The following is a 21,104-nucleotide window of genomic DNA, read 5'->3' on the forward strand; positions in this document are numbered from 1 at the left end:
CAGCGCCATCATTCCGATGGGCGCCGAACCTCAATCTCGACAATGTGGCGAGGACTCAGTCCACGCCGGGCATCGCCGTTGGCGATGGCGACTATAGCCGCGATGACCTTGGGCCAATCCTCATCCCGTAACTGACCGCGCATCAAATTCGCCAGGTTGAGCTCGCCCAGGATGGCAATCAAACGAAACATCAGGGCGTGAGCTGACATCTCCTGGCTGTAGATCTGGACCGTGTTGGTTGGCTTCTGTTGAAGTGCCGCATCCACGACACTAAGTGCCAGGCTGGTTTTCCCCATAGAAGGACGCGCCGCAATGACGATCAAGTCGGCATCTTGAAAACCACCCGTGACTTGGTCCATCGCATCCAAACCACTGGGAATGCCGGTAACGCTGTCGCCCTCATTGAAGTGGTAGTCGATCCTTTCAACCACCTCCATCAGTGTCTGCTTCACGTCTACGAAATCACTCCGACTTCTATCCTGCCCCAGCAAGAAGAGTTTCTGTTCGATAAGGTCTTGGACCTCGGCGCTCTTGGCCTGGCTTGAAGAGGCCTCCCGACTGCACTCATAACCGAGCATCACCAAACGACGAAGGTGGGAGCGCTCACGGACGATCGCGGCGTAGGTCGAAATGTTGGCAACGGAGGGCGTGTTCTTTGCCAGCTCCGCCAGATAACTCAAGCCTCCAACTTCATCAGGTTCCTCGAGGGACTCAAGGACAGTGACAACGTCAATAGGTGAACTACGTGAAGCGAGCTGCTCAATTGCCTGGTAAATCAGACGGTGATCACGCCTGAAAAAATCGTCCGCAGAGAGGACGTCGGCGATGAGGTCCCATGTGGAGTTGTCAAGCATCAGGCCACCGATCACGCCTTGCTCGGCCTCAACCGAATGAGGTGGGGCTAGATCAAGGAGACTCATACCGCAGTTCTCCCCAAGACCACCCTATTCGATAACAACGATATGTTCTGACTCAGACGCTCTTCGCTCAGCGCTTCAAATTTCGAGCGCCATTCGGGAAATAGCTCGATTGAGAGGTCTTTGATGACTTTGAATGCTGTGGGTGAACGGCGGTGAGTCGGGAGGCGATACTCCAGGCGGTGCGCAGGAATGCCTTCTGTGGCAGCCCGACGAAAACTCACTGCCGCCGGGATCGTGGTCTGGATCATCTGAACCTTCGGATGATCAGCAAAGGTTTCGGTCAGCGTGTGATAAATCAGGTTTGCATCATTGGTTGCATCAAGCTTGTTGATCACGACATTCAGCATTGGCGTCACTGCGCCCAGTGCGGCCAACGGCTCAAGATCTCGATAGAGCTGGAGCATTCCACGCTGAAACTCTCGTGCAGTCAGCATATCCGGGGTGATGGGCGAAATCGCCATGTGTGCCCCAAGCAAGGCCATCTCCAGCACGATGGAGCGAGCGCCTTGGGTATCGATCAAAATCAGATCAAAGTCCTGCTCGAAAGCAGGCAACAGATTCTTGAGACGAAGATGTCCGTCAGCAGCATGGAGCAACAAATTTCCCAGCTGATTGAACGGATCATTGGAATGGATCAGTGAGAGATTAGGAATGCAGGTGCGTGAAATGACCTGGTCGGCCCGGGTCTCGTTGTTCGCGATCAGTTGATAGGTTCCACCGGGCGCCTCGTGCGATAGCGCATAGAACGACGACAGCGACGGTTGATTATCCAGATCGATGAGCAGGGTACGGATCCCTGCATCGGCGCAGAACGCGCCCAGATTGACGCCAACCGTGGTTTTACCCGGCCCGCCTTTGGTTGAAACGACCGCAGTGACTTTCATGATATTGACCTCGGAATCGTAGGATTTGAGATGCTTTCATGCAGGTCACGCTATGCGCTTTGATCACCCCGGAAAATCCAAGGCAAAAAAAAGCCTGCATCGCTGCAGGCTTTTCCCTATCTGGCTCCACGACCTGGACTCGAACCAGGGACCCAATGATTAACAGTCATTTGCTCTACCAACTGAGCTATCGCGGAATGCGCCGTATGTTACTGATTGAAAAGGAGAAGTCAAGCTTTCCCTGACGGCCTGGACGATTAATCCGGATGACCGGCTGAAAGCTGCTGCTCCTTGGCCAGGTCCAGCCAGGCGCGCACGGCGGGTGGCAGGTGGGCGCTGGCGCGCCAGGCCAGGGCGATGTGCCAGTCGGTGTGGGGTTCGTCGAGGGGGATCAGGGCGATGCCTGCGTGTTGATGCTTGTGCGCCAGCATGCGGGGCAGGAAGGCGACGCCGAGGCCGGCGGCGACCAGGTCGACGATGAAGTCGATCTGCCCGCTGCGCGCCGCCACGCGGGGTATCACGCCTTTGCGCTCGCAGGCGGCGAGGATCTTGGCGTTCAGGGCGAAGCCGGCTTCGAACAGGATGAATGGCGAATCCGCCAGGTCGGCGAAGTCGATGCGTTGACGCTGGGCCAGGGCGTGGCTCCTGGGCAGTACGGCCATCAGCGGTTCGTTGCGCACGGGCTGATAATCGAAGCCCGCATCCACCGGCAGCAGCAACGCAGCGAGGTCGACCTCCCCCGCTTCCAGGCACTCGCGCAATCTCTTGCTGCCGTATTCGGTGAGTTCGATGTCGATGTCCGGGTAACGGCTGCGATAGGTGGCAAACATCGTCGCAAACAGCACCCCACACCCCACCGGTGGCAGGCCGATGCGCAACACGCCGCGCTTGAGGCCGCGCAGGTCGTTGATCTCGGCGACCAGGTCATGGTGTTCGGCGAGCAGTACCAGGGCGCGGCGGTAGGCGATCTCACCCGCGGCGGTGAGTTCGTTGCGGTGGCCGAGGCGGTCGAGCAGCGGCATGCCGAGTTCTTCCTCCAGGGTCTTGACCGCCTTGCTCACCGTGGATTGGGTCAAGGCCACCACGTCGGCGGCCTGGGAAAATCCGCCCTGGCGCACCACTTCGACGAACGTGCGCAACGTTCTCAAGTTCATGGGTATTCCTTTAGCGACTGGTATCTAGCGATAAAAGTTGTTTTTATCATGACAGATATTTGCCTATCCTGACCCGCCCAGCCTTGTGGAGACACGCTTAATGATCATCTCGTCCGCCTCCGACTACCGCGCAGCGGCCAAACGCAAGCTGCCGCGCTTCCTGTTCGACTACATCGACGGCGGTGCCTACGCCGAGCACACGATGCGCGCGAACAGTTCGGACCTGGCCGAGATCAGCCTGCGCCAACGGGTGCTGCGTAATGTCGACAACCTCAGCCTCAAGACCACGCTGTTCGGCCAGACCCTGGACATGCCGGTCATCCTCAGCCCTGTCGGCTTGACCGGCATGTATGCGCGGCGCGGCGAAGTGCAGGCGGCAAAGGCGGCGGCGAACAAGGGCATCCCCTTCTGCCTGTCGACGGTGTCGGTGTGTTCGATTGAAGAAGTGGCCTCGCAGAGCCCGCAGTCAATCTGGTTCCAGCTGTATGTGCTCAAGGACCGGGGCTTTATGCGCAATGCCCTGGAGCGGGCCCAGGCGGCGGGGGTTACCACCCTGGTGTTCACCGTGGACATGCCCACACCGGGCGCGCGCTACCGCGATGCACACTCGGGCATGTCCGGGCCGTTCGCGGCGCAGCGGCGCATGTTGCAGGCCGTCACCAAGCCGCAATGGGCGTTCGACGTAGGGCTCATGGGCCGCCCCCACGACCTGGGCAATATCTCCAGGTACCTCGGCAAACCCACTCATCTGGAAGATTACATTGGCTGGCTGGCCAATAACTTCGACCCCTCCATCAGTTGGAAAGACCTGGAGTGGATCCGCGACTTCTGGAAAGGCCCGATGATCATCAAGGGCATCCTCGACCCTCAGGACGCCAGGGACGCAGTCAGTTTCGGCGCCGATGGCATCGTGGTTTCCAACCATGGCGGCCGTCAACTGGACGGTGTGCTGTCCACCGCCAAGGCTCTGCCACCGATTGCGGACGTGGTGGGCGATGACCTGACGGTGCTGGTGGACTCCGGCATCCGTTCCGGGCTGGACGTGGTGCGCATGCTCGCCCTCGGCGCCAAGGCGTGCCTGCTCGGACGCGCCACCGCCTATGCACTGGCCGCCGACGGGCAGCACGGGGTAGAGAACCTGCTGGACATCTTCGCCAAGGAAATGCGTGTGGCCATGACGTTGACCGGTGTCACGTCCATCGACCAGATTGACCACAACACGCTGGTGCAATCAGCCAAATAACTGACGTCAGTGCTGAACGACCGTTTTTTTACTGTAAAAACGGTCTTTGATTTGTAAGGTTTTTTATTTATTTAAACGAAATGGCACGAATCTCGCTCTAACACCTTCCAAGCAGGTCAAGCGATGACAAGACGTGCGGCAGTGCCCAGGGGTTATAACCCCTGGTAAAGCGGTCTAAACTGTTTCCAATGTTTTACGGAACTGAAGGAACAGTAAGACGCCTGGCATTTGCCACTCTCATCCAGCCTGTAAGACAGCTAAGTGCTTAGAGGCCGTTTGCTTATGAAAACCCCCACCCAGACCAACGCAATTGACTTTGACAGTGCAAAATTGCAACGCCTGGGCTTTGGCCAACCCGCCCTCCTGCCACGTCGCCCCACCACCCTTGTCCAAACTCGCCAGCAACTGGGCATGCAACTGCAGACCAGCCTGGAACCGCAGCGCATCCTTGCCGTGTTCTTCCGTGAGGTCCAGCATCTGGTGCCCCTGGACGCCCTGCAGTACCGCCACGACGCCAGTGACCTGCGCCTGGAGTTCGGCCACCGTGGCCACCACTCGGTGAGCTACAGCCTGAGCCACGAAGGCGAGCACCTCGGCGAGCTGGTCTTTCGCCGCAACCAGCGTCTGCTGGAAGAGGAACTCGGCCAGCTCGAATCACTGCTGTCGACCCTGCTCTACCCGATGCGCAACGCCCTGCTCTACCGCGCCGCCACCCGCAGCGCCCTGCGCGACCCATTGACAGAAACGGGCAACCGCATTGCCATGGACCAGACCCTGCAACGGGAAATCGACATGGCGCGCCGGCACCTGAACCCGCTGTCCCTGCTGATGCTGGACATCGACCATTTCAAGACCATCAACGACACCCACGGCCATGCGGCCGGCGATAACGTATTGCGCGCCGTCGCCGGGGCAATCAAGAGCCAGTTGCGGAACGTGGACATGGTGTTTCGGTTTGGCGGGGAAGAGTTTCTGATCCTGCTGTCCAACACCGGCCGGGATGCGGCGGCCATGGTCGGTGAACGCCTGCGCCAGGCGGCACAGGCCCAGGACTATTGGGCGGATGGCACACGGATCGAATTGACGGTGAGCCTCGGTTGTTCGACCTTGCTGGCCGCCGAGTCGGCCGAAAGCCTGTTGCGTCGCGCCGACAGCGCCTTGTACGTGGCCAAGCGCGAAGGCCGCAATCGCCTGGCAATGGCGGGGTAAAACCCCGCCATCCCCGTTACATCACGCTTCGCTGGCGACGCGCAGCGGGCGCTCACGCACAGCAGCGCTCGCCGGTTTTTCTTTCTCCAGGCGCATGCAACTTTCCAGGAACAGGTACATGTAGTCGTAGCTCTTGCATACGGCCTGGCGCAGCTCTGCCTGCAGTGCCCTGGTAGGGTTCATCCCGGCCAGGGTGCAGATGATTTCCAGGGCTTCCCAAGGATGGGCATCGTCGTACTGGGCGTGCATCTTCAACCACTTCATCGCACGCTTGCGGTCTTCCTCGGGAAAGGCTGCCGCATACACGCCGGTGGAGCACACCACCGCCGACCATTCCCCCGTCGCCCCCTCGATCGCATAGTTGGTCGCGGCAATGGCCACGATCAACGAATCGGCCGAGCTGGTGTGCCAGCACCAGTGGCTCAGCGCATGCAACTCCGGCGGCACGTCCTGGGCCTGCAGTTCTTCGAGGCTGACGCCATGGGCACGCGCCCAATGCACCCAATAGTCCGCGTGGTTCAGCTCCACGCGGATATTGCGCATCAACCAACGGCGCGCCATGTCTTCCCCCGGATGGCGGGCAAACTTGGTTTTGGTGAGGTTCTGTGCCATGTACAAGGCAAACTGTTCCACCACGGGCCAGCCACCGATCAGGTAGTGACGCATGGTCTTGGCGCTGAGCGTGTTGTCACGCATGCGTTGGTACAGTTCGTGTTCGACAACCCGGCGCTTGCTCTCGCTGCAGTCCTGGATCAATTGCTGAGCCCAGGCGGGGTAGCTTGAGGCTTCCATAAGCGGGCCGGTTCTGCTGAATGTGTCGATCACTATTAAGGCTCCTTTTTAAGTGTGATTTACAGACCGGCGAATGTTTCAGCGGAATGTGCCGGGCGCCCTGAATAACAGAGGCTGCGGCCGCACGGGTCGACACTGCAAGCTATCGAAGGTAAACAATTGCGGTCGTTCAATCAGGTAGCCCTGAGCGTAATCCACACCAATATCGAGCAGGGCCTGTTCGATTTGCGGTGTTTCAACAAACTCGGCAATTGTGCGCTTACCCATGACATGGCCGATGTGATTGATCACTTCAACCATCGCGCGGTTAATCGGGTCGTCCAGCATATCCTTTACGAAACTTCCATCGATCTTCAGGAAGTCTACAGGTAAATGTTTGAGATAAGCGAATGAGGACATTCCGGCGCAAAAGTCATCCAGCGAAAAATGGCAACCTAAGGCCTTGAGTTCATTAATAAAGCGGATGGCACTGCCCAAGTTTGCAATGGCACTGGTTTCGGTAATTTCAAAACAGATCATGCTGGGCGGAATAGCGTAGGTATGAAATTTCTCTCGCAGGAATCCGAGAAAGTCATCATCGCCAATCGTTATACCTGACAGATTGATCGCACACAGGGCCATGGGACGGCCCGGACGCTCTTTAATGCAACGGGCAATAATCTCAAATACATTCTCCACCACCCAACGGTCCAGGGACGTCATCAAACCATAGCGTTCGGCGGCCGGGATAAAGCTGTCCGGCAGGATTACACGCCCTGCCTCATCGTGCAGACGCAGCAGTATTTCGATATGCCCATTGCCGCCGTCGGTATGCCCGAGGGGGGAAATTTCCTGGGAGTACAGGCAAAAGCGGTTCTCCTCAAGCGCCATGTGCAGGCGCTGCACCCAGGCCATTTCGCCAAAGCGCAGGGACAGTTCGGAGTCGTCGGCGTGGTACACCTGCACGCGGTTGCGGCCTTTTTCCTTGGCCATGTAGCACGCCATGTCGGCGGCACGCAGCGAGGCTTCCAGGGTGGTCGGGGTGCTGGCAATGTGTACCAGGCCGATACTCACGGTGGTCATGAACGGCCGCCCCTTCCATACGAAATGCAGACTCTGCACGGTATGGCGCAGGCTTTCGGCGATTTTTTCCGCCACCGCCACCGGGCAGTTCTCCAGCAGGATGCCGAATTCATCGCCGCCCAGGCGCGCCAGGGTGTCACCTTCGCGCAGGTCCGATTGCAACAGCGCGCAGATGTGCCGCAACAGTTCGTCGCCTGCCGCATGGCCGCAGGTGTCGTTGACCAGCTTGAACTGGTCCAGGTCCAGGAACATCAACGCATGCCGCCCGGCCTGCGCCTGCCCTGCCGGGTGCAGCACCTGCTCCAGGCGATACTCGAATTCGCGGCGGTTGGCCAGGCCGGTCAGCGCATCGTGGGTCGCCTGCCATGACAGATTGGCGATGTACTGGCGCTCCTGGGTCATGTCATGCAGCACCAGCACCGCGCCCGAGACCTTGCCGGCGCTGCGGATCGGCGCGCCCACCAGGGTGACCGAGACCGTGCTGCCATCCAGGCGCTGGATCGTCTTCGAATGCTCGCTGCCGCCGCTGAGCTGGCCCTTGACGATGTGTTCGATCAGGGTGAAGCCATCCGGCTGTGCGTGGTCTTCCAGCAACTTGAACAACGCTGCCAGGGGCTGGCCCTGGGCCTGCGCCGAGTGCCAGTGAGTCAGCGCCTCGGCCGCCGGGTTCATATAGGTAATGGCACCGTCGACGTCGGTGGTGATCACCCCGTCGCCAATCGACTCCAGGGTGATCTGCGCCCGCTCCTTTTCTTCCTGCAAGGCATCGGCGAAGGCATGGCGCTGGGCCAGCAGCTTATGGGTGCGCAACAGTGCCAATACGATCAGGCCCAGGGCCGTCGCCAGGTTCGTGATGACCAGCAGCCGCAGAATCATGCGCGAACCTTCGCCGAGAGCATCGCTGAAGGCCTTGGCGGCGGGTGTCACGCCTTCGTTGATGGCGATGATATGCGCCTTCCACTGGCGCACATCGTTGGCGCCGATCTGGTCGTGAATGATCGCCTGGTGCATCTCGCGGGCCAGGTCATCCAGTTGAAGCAGGTAACCATCGCCTACGGTCCACAGTTGGATGGCTTTTTCCAGGTAGCTGAAATGGCGAAAGTTGAGGTACAGCCAGATCAGGCTGGAGACATCATCCGGGTGGTTGCCCCCCTTGAGGATACCCAGGCGGGCTGCGGCAAGGTCGGGCACGGGACGGTCAAGGGCAATGCGCAGTTCGTGCCCGCCCTGGGGCACGGCAATGGCCTGCTGGTACTTGAGGTACGTGCCGGCGTCGCGATTATCGGCGTAGAGCGTCAGGTAATAGATGGCGTCCTTCTGGCCCTTGGACCACAGGCTCTCGCCGGCCACGTAACCACGCACGGCCGAAAGCACGTAGAGACTGACACAGCCCAATAATGCCTGGAACAGCACCACGGCGATAAATGGCCAGACAATGCCCAACAACCGGGGCGTTCCTAAAGTCCGCTTTTGCTTCATGAAGTCCCTTGCACATGCACTGCTGGATACGCACGCGAAAACCCGCTTCCGATAGCTCAGCCTAGGCTAAATCAACGTACCTGTTGCAAGTGTCCATACAGTTTGGCGTACAGCCCGCCATCGGCAATCAGCTGCTGATGGTCACCATCCTCGGCAATGTGACCGCCGTCGAACACCAAGACTCGATCCGCCTGCTTAACAGCCGACAGACGGTGGGCGATGATCAGTGTAGTACGCCCGCTGAGGAACCGTGCCAGCGCCTGGTGCAGGTTGTACTCGGTGGCGGCGTCCAGGGCTGAGGTTGCTTCGTCGAGTATCACCACCTTGGGTTCGGCCAGGACCATGCGCGCAATTGCCAGGCGCTGGCGCTGCCCACCGGAAAAACGCACCCCGGAACGCCCCACCACGCTGTCCAGGCCCAAGGGCAGTGCCTTGACGGTAGCATCCAACTGGGCGATTTCCAGTGCCTGCCAACAGGCCTGGTCGCTGCGCTCCCGGCCCATGGTCAAGTTGGCGCGCACGGTATCGTTGAACAGCGCCGGGTGTTGCAGCACCACCGCAACGTGCTCGCGAAGGGTCTCCAGGCCAATCTCCTGCTGGGTGGCACCGCCAAACCGGATACTGCCCGCCTGGGGTGTGTAGAGCCCGAGCAACAATTGCACCAGGGTGCTTTTGCCACCGCCACTGGCACCGACGATCGCCACCTTCTCACCGGGCGCGATGGCCAGGTTCAACTGGTCGAGTACCAGCTCTTCGCCGTAGCCGAAGTCCAGGCCGCGCACTTCGATGCCCACGGTGTCGTGCCCGGTGAACGGATCAGCACCGCCGGCATATTGCGGCTCATCGGCACGCGCCAGCAGCTCGTTGATCCGCGTCAGCGCCCCGCCTGCCGCGTAGTAGGCGTATTGCAGGTTGAGCAGTTGCTCCACCGGGCCGATCATGAACCACAGGTAGCTGAACACCGCGAGCATCTGGCCGATGGACAGGTCGGAAAACAGCACGGTAAGCATCGCCGCCGCACGGAAGATGTCGATACCGAACTGGAACAGCAACCCACTGGCGCGGCTCGAAGCGTCGGTTTTCCATTGCGAATGAATGGCGTAGTCACGCACTTCCTGGGCCCGCTGGCCGAGGCGCCCGAGGAAAAAGCCCTGGCGGTTGCCGGCGCGCACTTCCTGGATGGCATCCATGGTTTCGGTCAGGGCCTGGGTAAAGCGCGAGGTGCTGTCGTTTTCCAGCTTCTTCAGGTGCTTGACGCGCTTGCCCAACTGCACCGTGGCGTAGATCACCAACGGGTTGAACAGCAGGATCAGCAGCGCCAGTTGCCAATGCATCCATACCAGGATCGCCGAGGTACCCACCAGGGTCAGCATGGCCACCAGGAAACGGCTGAGGGTTTCACCGACAAACTTGTCCAGCGTATCCAGGTCGGTGACCAGGTGGGTGGTGACGGTCCCGCTGCCCAGGCTTTCGTACTCGCCCAGGGAGATGCGCTTGAGCCGCTCGATCAGGCGCACGCGGATGCGGTACACGATGTCCTTGGCCAAGCGCGCAAACAACCGCGCCTGCACCACGTTGAACAGCAGCGCGCCACAACGCAGAAACAGCGTCACCAGCAGCATCAGGCCGATATAGCCGGCCGCCTTCTGCCAACCCAGGGGCAGTGCGTGGTTCATCACCTTGAGCGCGGCATCGCCGTGTCCCAACAGCACTTCATCCACCAGCAACGGCAACAGCAAGGGAATCGGCACGCTGCACAGGGTCGCCAGCACGGCGACGCCATTGGCGATCCACAGGGACTTCTTGTGCCGCAGGGCCAGGCGGCGAATTTCCGCCCAGGTCAGTCGGTCGGTACGGGGTGACTGATCATGCACAGGTCGCTCGCTCCAGCCATCGCCCCAACAACGGTGACAGCTCGGACAGCGGCTGGTAGCCGTTGGTCAGCAACGCCAACTGGCCATTACGCTCGGCAAGCAAGGTCGGAAACCCGGCGATCCCCAGGTCCTGGACCCAGGTGAAGTCAGCGGCGGTCGCGGCATGCTGCTCGGCACGGTCGAATGCGCCGGCAAACTCGATGCGCGGGATGCCTGCCTTTTCAGCCAGTTCCACCAGCACGCTGGCGAGGGTCACGTCGCGGCCCTCGACATAAAACGCGCGCTGAATCAGCCCCAACAGTGTCCAGGCGCAATCCGGCGCCAGGCTGCGCGCGGTGACGATGGCACGGCAGGCAGGCTCGGTGTCATAGACAAAGCCGTCGGGCAACGCGCCATCGCGCTTGAACGACTGGCCGGTGGCGTCGGTGACCGCCTGCCAGTGCTCGAGGATGTAGCGCCGCGTGGTCGGTTCCAGTGCCGCGCCGCTGCCGGTGCGCAAGCCGCCCACCACCAGGTGCACGTCCACGCCGGCCGCCTGGGCCTGCTCGACCAGCGCCTGCGCCACCGGGGCAAAGCCCCAGCACCAGGAACACATCGGGTCCATCACATAGAGCAGGCGCGCGGGCATGGGTCAGGCCTCGGAAGGGGTTTGCTTGTAGTTGAAGCCAATCGGGTGCGGCATATTGCGGGCCTTGGCCAGCTCAATCTGCTTTTGCCGGTCGATCGCGCTGCGACGGGTTTTCTCCGGCAGCTTATCCCAGCAATGGGGGCAACTGATGCCAGCCACATAGTGTTCGGATGCGCGGTCGGAGGCGCTCACCGGTGTGCGGCAGGCATGACATTGATCGTAGTCGCCTTCGCTCAGGTCGTGGCGCACAGTGACGCGATTGTCGAACACAAAGCAGTCGCCCTGCCATTTGGTTTCTGCCTGCGGCACCTCTTCGAGGTACTTCAGGATGCCGCCCTTGAGGTGGTAGACCTCATCGAAACCTTCGCTGAGCATGTAGCTCGACGCCTTCTCGCAACGAATGCCGCCGGTGCAGAACATGGCGACCTTCTTGTGCCTGGCCGGGTCGAAGTTGGCTTTGATATAGGCGGGAAATTCGCGAAAACTGGTGGTTTTCGGGTCGATTGCGCCTTCGAAGGTGCCGATCGAAACTTCGTAGTCGTTGCGGGTGTCGATCAACAGCACTTCGGGGTCGCTGATCAGCGCGTTCCAGTCCTGCGGGTCGACATAGGTGCCGACTTTCTTGTTCGGGTCGACGCCTTCGACGCCCAGGGTCACGATCTCTTTCTTGAGCTTGACCTTGGTGCGGTAGAACGGCTGCTCATCGCAGTACGACTCTTTATGGTCGATGTCGTCCATGCGCGGGTCGTTCTTCAGCCAGGACATCAGGCCATCAATGCCTTCGCGGCTGCCGGAAACGGTGCCGTTGATACCTTCTTCGGCGATCAGCAAGGTGCCTTTGATGCCGTTGTCGACCATCGCCTGCAGCAGTGGCTCGCGCAGGGCGACGTAATCTTCGAGGGTGACGAACTTATACAGTGCCGCCACGACAATCGGTTGAGTCATGGGTGTTCTCTCCAGGTGGCTACCCTCGTAAGGGGTGAACCGGATGCAAAAAAAACGCGCCGGCTGAGCGGCGCGCTGCGGATTCTAGCAAATGCGGGGTGTCAGAGACACCCGCGTATCAGCCATGCCCGCCGGCGCAGGTCGGCGAGGCCGGGGCTGCGTCGATTTTCGCCCATTCTTCGGGCGTGTAGGTATGCAGCGCCAGCGCATGAAATTCGCTCATCAGGTCACCCAGGGTGGCGTAGACCTTCTGGTGGCGCTTGACGCGGTTAAGCCCCTCGAACTGCTGGCTGACCAGCACGGCCTTGAAGTGGGTCTGCAACCCACGGCTGTGCATATGGCTTTCATCCAGCACGCTCAAATGCTCCGGGGCCAGGGCGGCGAGCGCCGTTTCGATACGCTGTTGCATGGTCATTCCTGCTTACTTCTTCTTCGCCGGTGCGGCAGCTTTTGGCGTCAGCTCGTTGGTCATGTCTTCCAACAGCTTGTTGACTACCGGCACGGCGCTTTCCAGCTTGGCCTGGGTCATCTGGGCCGATTGCTGGGTCAGTTGCGGCATTTTTTCCAGGACTTTCTTGCCCAGTGGCGACTGGTAGAAGGCAACCAGGTCCTTGAGCTCGGATTCGCTGAAGTTGGTGGTGTAGAGCTTGACCATGTCCGGCTTCAGCTTCGGCCAGCCGATGGCCTGGTCCAGGGCGGCGTTGGCCTTGGCCTGGTAGCTGTCCAGTACGGACTGCTTGGCGGCAGGCGCCTTGGTCTGTTCGAAACGCTGGGCGAACATTTGCTGCACTTGCATGTACACCGGGGTACCCAGCTTGTCGGCATGGGCCAGGGTAAGGAAGGCTTCGGCACTGGCGTTGTGGCTGGCGGTATCGGCAAAAACCTGGCCGCTGGCGCAAACCAGAGCAACCGCGGTACAGATGGCACGAAGACGAGTCATCGAGTTTCCTTTTCTAGCAGGCGAGGTAAGACCCCAAGGGCGCCCATTCTGCGCCTAAAAAACGCTGCGGCTCAACCCCGGGCCTTACCGGGCGCGGATTGCAGTGAATGAATCCGATGAAAAGTCTTTTAGGGAACCCCCCAGGCCGATCAGGGCCTAAACTGCGCAAACGAACCTGAAGGAGAGTGCCCGATGAGCCGTATCGAAACCGACAGCCTGGGAGACGTGGAAGTCCCGGATGACGCTTACTGGGGCGCCCAGACCCAACGTTCGCTGGTGAATTTCGCCATCGGCGAGCAGCGCATGCCCCTCGCGGTACTGCACGCACTGGCCCTGATCAAGAAGGCCGCCGCCCGGGTCAACGACCGCAACGGCGACCTGCCCGCCGACATCGCCCGCCTGATCGAACAGGCCGCCGACGAAGTGCTCGATGGCCAACATGATGACCAGTTCCCACTGGTCGTCTGGCAAACCGGCAGCGGCACCCAGAGCAACATGAACGCCAACGAGGTCATCGCCGGCCGCGCCAACGAGCTGTCGGGCAAGCCCCGTGGCGGCAAGAGCCCGGTACACCCCAACGATCATGTGAACCGCTCCCAAAGCTCCAACGACTGCTTCCCTACGGCCATGAGCATTGCGGCGGTGCAAGCGGTGCACCAGCAATTGTTGCCGGCGATCAATACGCTGTCCGGCGGCCTCGCGGAGTTGTCGGCGCGGCATGCAAAGCTGGTGAAGACGGGCCGCACCCACATGATGGACGCCACGCCGATCACCTTCGGCCAGGAACTCTCGGCGTTTATCGCCCAGCTCGACTACGCCGAACGGGCGATCCGCAGCGCCCTGCCCCAGGTATGCGAGCTGGCCCAGGGCGGTACGGCGGTGGGCACCGGGCTCAATGCCCCCCATGGCTTCAGCGAGGCGATTGCTTCGGAATTGGCCGCCTTGTCCGGCCTGCCCTTCGTCACCGCGCCGAACAAATTCGCCGCACTGGCCGGCCATGAACCGATCGTGACCCTGCACGGCGCCCTGAAAACCCTGGCCGTGGCCCTGATGAAAATCGCCAACGACCTGCGCCTGCTGGGCTCCGGCCCGCGTGCCGGCCTTGCCGAGGTGAAACTGCCGGCCAACGAGCCCGGCAGCTCGATCATGCCCGGCAAGGTCAACCCGACCCAGTGCGAGGCGTTGTCGATGCTGGCCTGCCAGGTGCTGGGCAATGACGTGACCATCGGCATCGCGGCGAGCCAGGGGCATTTGCAGTTGAACGTGTACAAGCCGGTGATCATCCACAACCTGCTGGAATCGATCCGCCTGCTGGCCGATGGCTGCAATAACTTCCAGGAGCACTGCATTGCCGGCCTCGAACCCGACGCCGGGAAAATGGCCGAACACCTGGAGCGCGGGCTGATGCTGGTCACCGCGCTCAACCCGCACATCGGCTATGACAAGTCGGCAGAGATCGCCAAGAAGGCCTACGCCGAAGGCTTGACCCTTCGGGAAGCGGCGTTGGACCTGGGCTACCTCACCGACGCAGAGTTCGACCAGTGGGTACGCCCGGAAAACATGCTGGGCGCCTAAGACGCCATGCGTAGCCGCCGGGCCTTGAGCCCGGCGAGCAACGACGGCGCCAGCGCCACCGCCGCCGACCCCAGCACCACCACCAACGCGCCGAAATAGCCCAGGGCATTGATCTCTTCGGCCTGCACATAGTCCGGCCACAGCCATGCCGCCAACGCCACCGCGACAAAGGTCACCAATGGCGTCAGGGCCAGGGTCGCGCTCACCCGCGAGGCTTCCCAGTGGGCCAGGGCCTCGGCGAATGCACCATAAGCCACCAGTGTGTTCATGCAGCACGCCAGCAACAGCCAGCCTTGCAGCGGGCTCAGTTGCAGGGCCTCCAGCGGATGGGCCCACGGCGTCAGCAGCACGGCGCACGACAGGTAGATCACCATCATCACTTGCAGCGAATTCCACACGGTCAGCAACTGCTTCTGTCCCAGGGCATAGAACACCCAGACCGAAGTCGCCAGCAGGATAGTCAGCACGCCGGCGGTGTAGGCGCCAAGGGACGTCAGCAACTCTTCCAGGCGTTGGTTGAAGAACAGCCCGAAGCCGATGATCAGCACCACCAGGCCCACGCTCTGCCCGACGCTGAAACGTTCCTTGAACACAAACACGCTGGCGATCATCAGGAAGATCGGGCCCATCTGCACCACCAACTGCGCGGTGCCGGGGCTGAGCAGTTTCAGGCCCACCAGGTACAACACGTAGTTACCCACCAGGCCGCACACCGCCATCGCCACCAGCCAGCCGCCCCTGGGGCCGAGTACCTTACGACTGGGCAGGCGCCTGGTCGCGGCGAGGTACACGAACAGGCAACTGCCGGCCACCACCAGGCGAAACCAGGTGACCGTGATCGGGTCCATGACCTGCAACACTTGCTTGAGCTTGATCGGCAGAATGCCCCAGAGCAGCGCGGTCAGCAGGGTCAGGAGAAAACCGTAGACCCAGCGGCCGGAAGAGATGTGCATGAGTGCCCCAGAAGCCAGAGGAAGTGGAGCGGGCATTCTAGGGGGAAGTGAGCGAATTGGGATACGCCGCCGTTCAAATGTGGGAGGGGCAAGTCGAATCGTCGCACTGTCCCTCCAACACTTATCAGCGCACGGCTTCGAACAGTCCGGTGGCGCCCATGCCGCCGCCCACGCACATGGTGACGATGCCATAACGCACATTACGCCGTTGCAGCTCACGCACCAGGTGCCCCACCTGCCGCGAGCCGGTCATGCCGAACGGGTGGCCGATGGAAATCGAGCCGCCGTTGACGTTGTACCTGGCGTTATCGATGCCCAGGCGATTGCGCGCATACAGGCACTGCGACGCAAAGGCCTCGTTGAGTTCCCACAGGTCGATGTCCGCCACCTGCAAGCCCCGCGACTTGAGCAGCTTGGGCACCGAGAACACCGGGCCGATGCCCATCTCATCCGGTTCGCAACCGGCCACGGTGAAACCGCGGAAAAACGCCTTGGGCTTGAGCCCCAGTGCCAGGGCTTTTTCCAGGCTCATCACCAGAGTCATCGAGGCACCGTCGGAGAGCTGCGAGGAGTTACCCGCCGTCACCGAGCCGTCTTCGGCAAATACGGGCTTCAACCCAGACAGGCTGGCCAACGTAGTGTCCGGACGGTTGCAGTCATCGCGATCAACCACGCCGTCGAGGATCTGCACGGCACCGGTGTTCTTGTCCTCGACCTTGTACTTGACCGCCATCGGCACGATTTCATCATCAAACAAGCCCTCCGCCTGGGCCTGGGCGGTGCGTTGCTGGCTTTGCAGGGCGTAGAGGTCCTGTTCTTCGCGGCTGACGTCATAACGGCGGGCGACGATTTCCGCGGTCTGGCCCATGGGGAAGTAAATGCCCGGCACCTGCTCCTTGAGCAGCGGGTTGATCAGGTTATCGGTGTTGACGCTTTTCATGGTCAGGCTGATGGACTCGACGCCCCCGGCAACGATGATGTCGCTGCAACCCGACGCGATCTGGTTGGCCGCAATCGCAATCGCCTGCAAGCCCGACGAGCAGAACCGGTTGAGGGTCATGCCCGCCGTACCGGTGCCCAATTGCGACAGCACGGCCACGTTGCGCCCGATGTTGTAGCCCTGGGCGCCTTCGTTGGAACCCGCGCCGACGATGCAATCCTCGACGCTGGCCGGGTCGATGCCGTTGCGGGTCAGCAGTGCGTTGACGCAATGGGCCGCCATGTCATCCGGGCGGGTCTGGTTGAACTTGCCGCGAAAGGATTTGGCCAAGCCGGTTCGCACGCTGTCGACGATCACTACTTCACGCATGGGCTACCTCGATCTTGTCGTTGTGGGGAGATGGATCGAGGATAGATCCAGGCCTGCCCCACCGCGACGATCATTCACCCGGCGTATACAAAAGCATGGTGACGGACATAAACCTGTTGCGGGGCGGGCCTGTTGTGGCAAGCGGGCCGGTTGTGGTGAGCAGGCTTGTTGTAGTCAGCAGGCCTGTTGTGGTGAGGGGGCCTGTTGTGGTGAGCGGGCTTGTTGTGGTGAGCGGGCTTGCCCCGCGCTGGGCTGCGAAGCGGCCCTGACCAAGGCGCCGCGTTATTTCAGGCAGACCTTATTGGCTGGTTTTGGGGCCGCTTCGCGCCCCAGCGCGGGGCAAGCCCGCTCACCACAACAAGCCCGCTCACCACAACAAGCCCGCTCACCACAACAAGCCCGCTCACCACAACAACCCTGCTCACCACCACAGGCCCGCTCGCAACAGAGGACTGCATCCTGAACAACACCAGGCCAGTGGTTATTTCTTTTTCTTCTTGTCGTGCTTGTCGGACTTGGCGAACGCTTCCTCCAGGGCAAGGTTGATGGTGCGCAACACCTTGACCCGCGCCCAGCGCTTGTCGTTAGCCTCCACCAGCGTCCACGGCGAGACCTCGGTGCTGGTGCGGTCGACCATATCGCCCACGGCGGCGCGGTAGTCGTCCCATTTTTCGCGGTTGCGCCAGTCGTCTTCGGTGATCTTGAAGCGCTTGAAGGGGATTTCCTCGCGGGCCTGGAAGCGTTCCAGTTGGGTCTGCTTGTCGATGGCCAGCCAGAACTTGACCACGATCACACCGGCGTCGCGCAGTTGCTCTTCGAAGTCATTGATCTCGCCATAGGCGCGCATCCAGTCGGCCGTGGTACAGAAGCCCTCGATACGCTCCACCAGCACGCGGCCGTACCACGAGCGGTCGAACACGGTGAACTTGCCCCGCGCCGGGATCTTCTGCCAGAACCGCCACAGGTACGGCTGGGCGCGTTCATCCTCGGTGGGCGCGGCAATCGGCACGATGTGGTACTGGCGCGGGTCGAGCGCGGCCGCCACCCGACGGATCGCCCCGCCCTTGCCCGCCGCGTCGTTACCTTCGAAGACCGTCACCAGCGCGTGCTTGCGCATGCGCTTGTCGCGCATCAGGCCGGAGAAGCGCGCCTGCTCGGTAATCAGCTGTTCTTCGTAATCGTCCTTGTCCAGGCTCAAGGTCATGTCGAGGCTGTTGAGCAGGCTCATCTGGTCGACGGCCGAGGGCAAGGGTGCCGGGTTCATGCCGCTGGCCTTGCCCTTGGGCAGCTTCAGGGCGTTCTGCAGGCCTTCGAGCAGGATCTTGCCCACGGTGAGGCTGCGGTAGTTGGCGTCGACGCCTTCAATCACATGCCAGGGCGCGTAATCGCGGCTGGTACGGCGCAGGATGCGCTCGCCGAAATGCACGAACTTGTCGTAGGTCTCGGATTGCTGCCAGTCCAGCGGGCTGATGCGCCAACTGTGCAACGGGTCGTCGGCCAGGGCCTTGAGCCGTGCCTTCATTTGCTTCTTGGACAGGTGGAACCAGAACTTGAAGATCAGCGCGCCTTCATCGCAGAGCATCTTCTCCAGGCGCTCGGCGCCGGCGATGGCCTGGTCGAGCCGCGCATCCTTGATCTCGCCGTGCACCCGGCCTTGCAGCATCTGGCTGTACCAGTTGCCGAAAAAAATGCCCATGCGGCCTTTGGCGGGCAGTTGGCGCCAGTAGCGCCAGGCCGGGGGGCGGGCCAGTTCTTCGTCGGTCTGCTGGTCGAAGGTGCGCACCTCGATCAGGCGCGGGTCCATCCATTCATTCAGCAGTTTGACCGTCTCACCTTTACCGGCGCCTTCGATGCCGTTGATCAGGATGATCACCGGGAAGCGCTTTTGCTGTTGCAACTCGTACTGCACCTCCAGCAAAGCCTCGCGCAGGGCGGGCACTTCGGCCTCAAAGGTGTCTTTGTCGATGGCGTGACCGATTTCGGCAGATTCGAACATGGGCGGCTCCGTTCCAGAAGTGAGCAAGACTAGCGGATTGGGCAACAACGCGCGGGAGGAAATTCCACCTGGGCTTGCCGTGGGTCAATTCAAAGCCTGTTGATCGGCTAGAATGGCCGCCTTGCCTTTACCGAGCCGCCCATGAACCCCGTAACCCACGCCCAGCTCGACTGGGATGATCAAGGTCGCCCGCACTCGCGGGTGTTCGACGACGTGTATTTCTCCGACCAATCGGGCCTGGACGAAACCCGCTATGTGTTCCTGCAACAGAACCGCTTGCAGGAGCGCTTCGCCGCACTGCCGGCGGGCGGGCGGTTGGTGATTGGCGAAACCGGCTTCGGCACCGGCCTGAATTTCCTCTGCGCCTGGCAGTTGTTCGAGCAACACGCCGTAGCCGGTGCACGCCTGCATTTTGTCAGCGTGGAAAAATACCCCCTGAGCCACGCCGACCTGCAACGCGCCCTCGCCCTCTGGCCCGAGCTCGCGCCGTTCGCCGAGCAATTGCTGGCGCACTACATCGCCATTCACCAAGGCTTCCAGCGCCTGGTGCTGGATAACGGCCGCGTCACCCTCACGCTGCTGATCGGCGATGCCCTGGAACAGTTGCCGCAACTGGATGCGCAGATCGACGCGTGGTTTCTCGACGGCTTCGCCCCGGCAAAAAACCCCGAGATGTGGAGCGCCGAACTGTTTGCCGAGCTGGCACGCCTGGCGGCCCCGGGTTCGACCATCAGCACCTTCACCAGCACCGGCTGGGTGCGCCGGCTGATCAACGCCGCCGGTTTCAAGATGAAGCGTACGCCGGGCATCGGCCACAAGTGGGAAATCCTGCGCGGGGAGTTTCTCGGCTGGCCGGCCGAGACCCCGGCACCGGCCGCCGCCAAGCCCTGGTTCGCCCGCCCCTCCATGCCCAATGGCGAGCGCCGTGCCCTGGTGATCGGCGGCGGCCTGGCCGGCTGCGCCAGCGCGGCCAGCCTGGCGGCGCGGGGTTGGCAGGTCAGCCTGTTGGAGCGCCATGGCGGTCTCGCCCAAGAGGCCTCCGGCAATCCGCAAGGGGTGCTTTATCTCAAGCTGTCGGCACACGGCACGGCGTTGTCGCAGATGATCGTCAGCGGGTTCGGATACACCCGGCGCCTGCTGGAGCACCTGCAACGCGGCGTGGAGTGGGACGGCTGCGGCGTGCTGCAACTGGCCTTCAATGCCAAGGAGGCCGAACGCCAGGCGCAACTGGCCCAGGCATTCGCCCCGCAGCTGCTGCATCTGCTGGATAAGGCTCAAGCCCAGGCTCGCGCCGGGGTGGGCCTGGAACAGGGCGGGCTGTTTTTCCCCGAAGGCGGCTGGGTGCATCCCCCCGCGCTGTGCCAATGGCAGGCGCGCCAGCCAGGTATCGGGGTGCTGGCCCATCATGAGGTGCTGGACCTGCGCAAAGTCGACGGCCACTGGCAGGCCTGGGACGGCGATCGGCTGCTGGCCAGCGCCCCCGTGGTGGTGCTGGCCGGGGCGGCTGAGGTCAAACGGTTTGCCGCCAGCGCCGAGTTGCCCCTCAAGCGGATTCGCGGGCAGATCACCCGCCTGCCCCAGACCACCGCCAGCCAGGCCCTGGCCACGGTGGTGTGTGCCGAGGGCTACGTGGCGCCGGCTCGCCTGGGCGAACACACCCTGGGGGCCAGCTTTGATTTCAACAACGATGACCTCACCCCTACCGCCGCCGAGCACGCCGGTAACCTTGAGCTGCTGCAAGAGATTTCCCCGGACCTGGCCCAGCGCCTGCACGCCGCCGACCTTGCCGCAGAGACCCTGGAAGGCCGCGCCGCCTTCCGCTGCACCAGCCCGGACTACTTGCCGATTGTCGGGCCCCTGGCCGACAGCCTGGCGTTCGCCCAGGCCTACGACGCGCTGCGCAAAGACGCCCGCTACACACCGCAGGCTGCCTGCCCGTGGCTGGACGGCCTGTACATCAACAGCGGCCACGGCTCCCGGGGCCTGATCACCGCGCCGCTGTCCGGCGAGTTGCTGGCGGCATGGCTGGACAACGAACCGCTGCCCCTGCCCCGCAGCGTGGCCGAGGCCTGTCACCCGAATCGCTTTGCAGTGCGCGGGTTGATTCGCAGCAACGCTGCAAAAACGACCCCGTAGGCCGC

Annotated in this window: 16 protein-coding genes, 1 tRNA gene and 1 pseudogene; 4 read left to right on the forward strand and 14 right to left on the reverse strand. The window is 61.9% G+C overall.

From position 1 onward, the window contains the following. Nucleotides 1-83: 83 nt before the first annotated feature. The 4 genes and pseudogenes from BLQ09_RS02100 to BLQ09_RS02115 form a co-directional block, all read right to left on the reverse strand. Nucleotides 84-920, reverse strand: a pseudogene (locus BLQ09_RS02100) (replicative DNA helicase); the annotation flags it as partial. After that, nucleotides 917-1,804, reverse strand: a complete 888-nt coding sequence (locus BLQ09_RS02105; RefSeq protein ID WP_092355046.1) for a ParA family protein — start codon at nt 1,802-1,804, stop codon at nt 917-919. The gene BLQ09_RS02105 and the pseudogene BLQ09_RS02100, both read right to left, overlap by 4 nt. A 121-nt stretch (nt 1,805-1,925) precedes the next feature. Next, a tRNA-Asn gene (locus BLQ09_RS02110) sits at nt 1,926-2,001 on the reverse strand. A 60-nt stretch (nt 2,002-2,061) separates the two neighbouring features. Continuing rightward, complete coding sequence (locus BLQ09_RS02115; RefSeq protein WP_027603966.1) at nt 2,062-2,958, reverse strand: LysR family transcriptional regulator; 897 nt, start codon at nt 2,956-2,958, stop codon at nt 2,062-2,064. A 100-nt stretch (nt 2,959-3,058) separates the two neighbouring features. Between BLQ09_RS02115 and lldD the strand changes: the two genes are divergently transcribed. Then, nucleotides 3,059-4,201 carry an FMN-dependent L-lactate dehydrogenase LldD gene (lldD, locus tag BLQ09_RS02120; RefSeq protein ID WP_092355049.1) on the forward strand — a complete coding sequence of 381 codons (1,143 nt, stop codon included), beginning with the start codon at nt 3,059-3,061 and terminating at the stop codon, nt 4,199-4,201. A gap of 282 nt (nt 4,202-4,483) precedes the next feature. Beyond that, nucleotides 4,484-5,410: a GGDEF domain-containing protein gene (locus BLQ09_RS02125; RefSeq protein WP_092355052.1), complete on the forward strand. Its 927-nt coding sequence runs from the start codon at nt 4,484-4,486 to the stop codon at nt 5,408-5,410. Between the two features lie 21 nt (nt 5,411-5,431). On the opposite strand, the gene BLQ09_RS02130 is transcribed toward BLQ09_RS02125, so the two are convergent. From BLQ09_RS02130 to BLQ09_RS02160, 7 genes are all read right to left on the reverse strand, one after another. Then, on the reverse strand, nt 5,432-6,202 hold the full coding sequence (locus tag BLQ09_RS02130; protein ID WP_222935384.1) for an iron-containing redox enzyme family protein: 771 nt from the start codon (nt 6,200-6,202) through the stop codon (nt 5,432-5,434). A 78-nt stretch (nt 6,203-6,280) separates the two neighbouring features. Continuing rightward, nucleotides 6,281-8,743: an EAL domain-containing protein gene (locus tag BLQ09_RS02135; RefSeq protein ID WP_092355055.1), complete on the reverse strand. Its 2,463-nt coding sequence runs from the start codon at nt 8,741-8,743 to the stop codon at nt 6,281-6,283. Nucleotides 8,744-8,814: 71 nt separating this feature from the next. Next, on the reverse strand, nt 8,815-10,617 hold the full coding sequence (locus BLQ09_RS02140; RefSeq protein WP_092355058.1) for an ABC transporter ATP-binding protein: 1,803 nt from the start codon (nt 10,615-10,617) through the stop codon (nt 8,815-8,817). Then, complete coding sequence (locus BLQ09_RS02145) at nt 10,610-11,212, reverse strand: DsbA family protein (protein WP_175472292.1); 603 nt, start codon at nt 11,210-11,212, stop codon at nt 10,610-10,612. The genes BLQ09_RS02140 and BLQ09_RS02145 overlap by 8 nt, the downstream gene beginning before the upstream one ends. 36 nt (nt 11,213-11,248) lie before the next feature. Continuing rightward, a complete protein-coding gene (locus BLQ09_RS02150) occupies nt 11,249-12,190 on the reverse strand; it encodes an oxygen-dependent tRNA uridine(34) hydroxylase TrhO (protein ID WP_092355065.1) in 942 nt (313 codons plus the stop codon). Nucleotides 12,191-12,308: 118 nt separating this feature from the next. Beyond that, nucleotides 12,309-12,605, reverse strand: coding sequence for a BolA family protein (locus BLQ09_RS02155; protein ID WP_027603958.1), 297 nt, complete (start codon nt 12,603-12,605; stop codon nt 12,309-12,311). Between the two features lie 6 nt (nt 12,606-12,611). Then, nucleotides 12,612-13,130 (reverse strand): DUF2059 domain-containing protein, encoded by a 519-nt coding sequence (locus BLQ09_RS02160; RefSeq protein ID WP_003236690.1) that lies wholly within the window; start codon nt 13,128-13,130, stop codon nt 12,612-12,614. A 192-nt stretch (nt 13,131-13,322) separates the two neighbouring features. On the opposite strand from BLQ09_RS02160, the gene BLQ09_RS02165 reads away from it, so the two are divergent. Next, nucleotides 13,323-14,705, forward strand: a complete 1,383-nt coding sequence (locus tag BLQ09_RS02165; RefSeq protein ID WP_027603957.1) for a class II fumarate hydratase — start codon at nt 13,323-13,325, stop codon at nt 14,703-14,705. On the opposite strand, the gene BLQ09_RS02170 is transcribed toward BLQ09_RS02165, so the two are convergent. The 3 genes from BLQ09_RS02170 to pap all read right to left on the reverse strand — a co-directional run bounded on the left by BLQ09_RS02170 (nt 14,702) and on the right by pap (nt 18,963). Then, a complete protein-coding gene (locus BLQ09_RS02170; protein WP_092355068.1) occupies nt 14,702-15,658 on the reverse strand; it encodes a DMT family transporter in 957 nt (318 codons plus the stop codon). The genes BLQ09_RS02165 and BLQ09_RS02170 overlap by 4 nt on opposite strands. A gap of 124 nt (nt 15,659-15,782) precedes the next feature. Continuing rightward, on the reverse strand, nt 15,783-16,967 hold the full coding sequence (locus tag BLQ09_RS02175) for a thiolase family protein (protein WP_092355071.1): 1,185 nt from the start codon (nt 16,965-16,967) through the stop codon (nt 15,783-15,785). A 481-nt stretch (nt 16,968-17,448) separates the two neighbouring features. Further along, entirely contained in the window at nt 17,449-18,963 is a 1,515-nt protein-coding gene (gene pap, locus BLQ09_RS02180) for a polyphosphate:AMP phosphotransferase (RefSeq protein WP_027603955.1), read from the reverse strand. Between the two features lie 141 nt (nt 18,964-19,104). Here pap and mnmC point away from each other — a divergent pair, with 141 nt between their 5' ends. Beyond that, complete coding sequence (gene mnmC / locus BLQ09_RS02185) at nt 19,105-21,099, forward strand: bifunctional tRNA (5-methylaminomethyl-2-thiouridine)(34)-methyltransferase MnmC2/FAD-dependent 5-carboxymethylaminomethyl-2-thiouridine(34) oxidoreductase MnmC1 (RefSeq protein ID WP_027603954.1); 1,995 nt, start codon at nt 19,105-19,107, stop codon at nt 21,097-21,099. Nucleotides 21,100-21,104: the final 5 nt, after the last annotated feature.

Source organism: Pseudomonas sp. NFACC25 (genome assembly GCF_900100935.1).
GTDB lineage: Bacteria > Pseudomonadota > Gammaproteobacteria > Pseudomonadales > Pseudomonadaceae > Aquipseudomonas > Aquipseudomonas marginalis.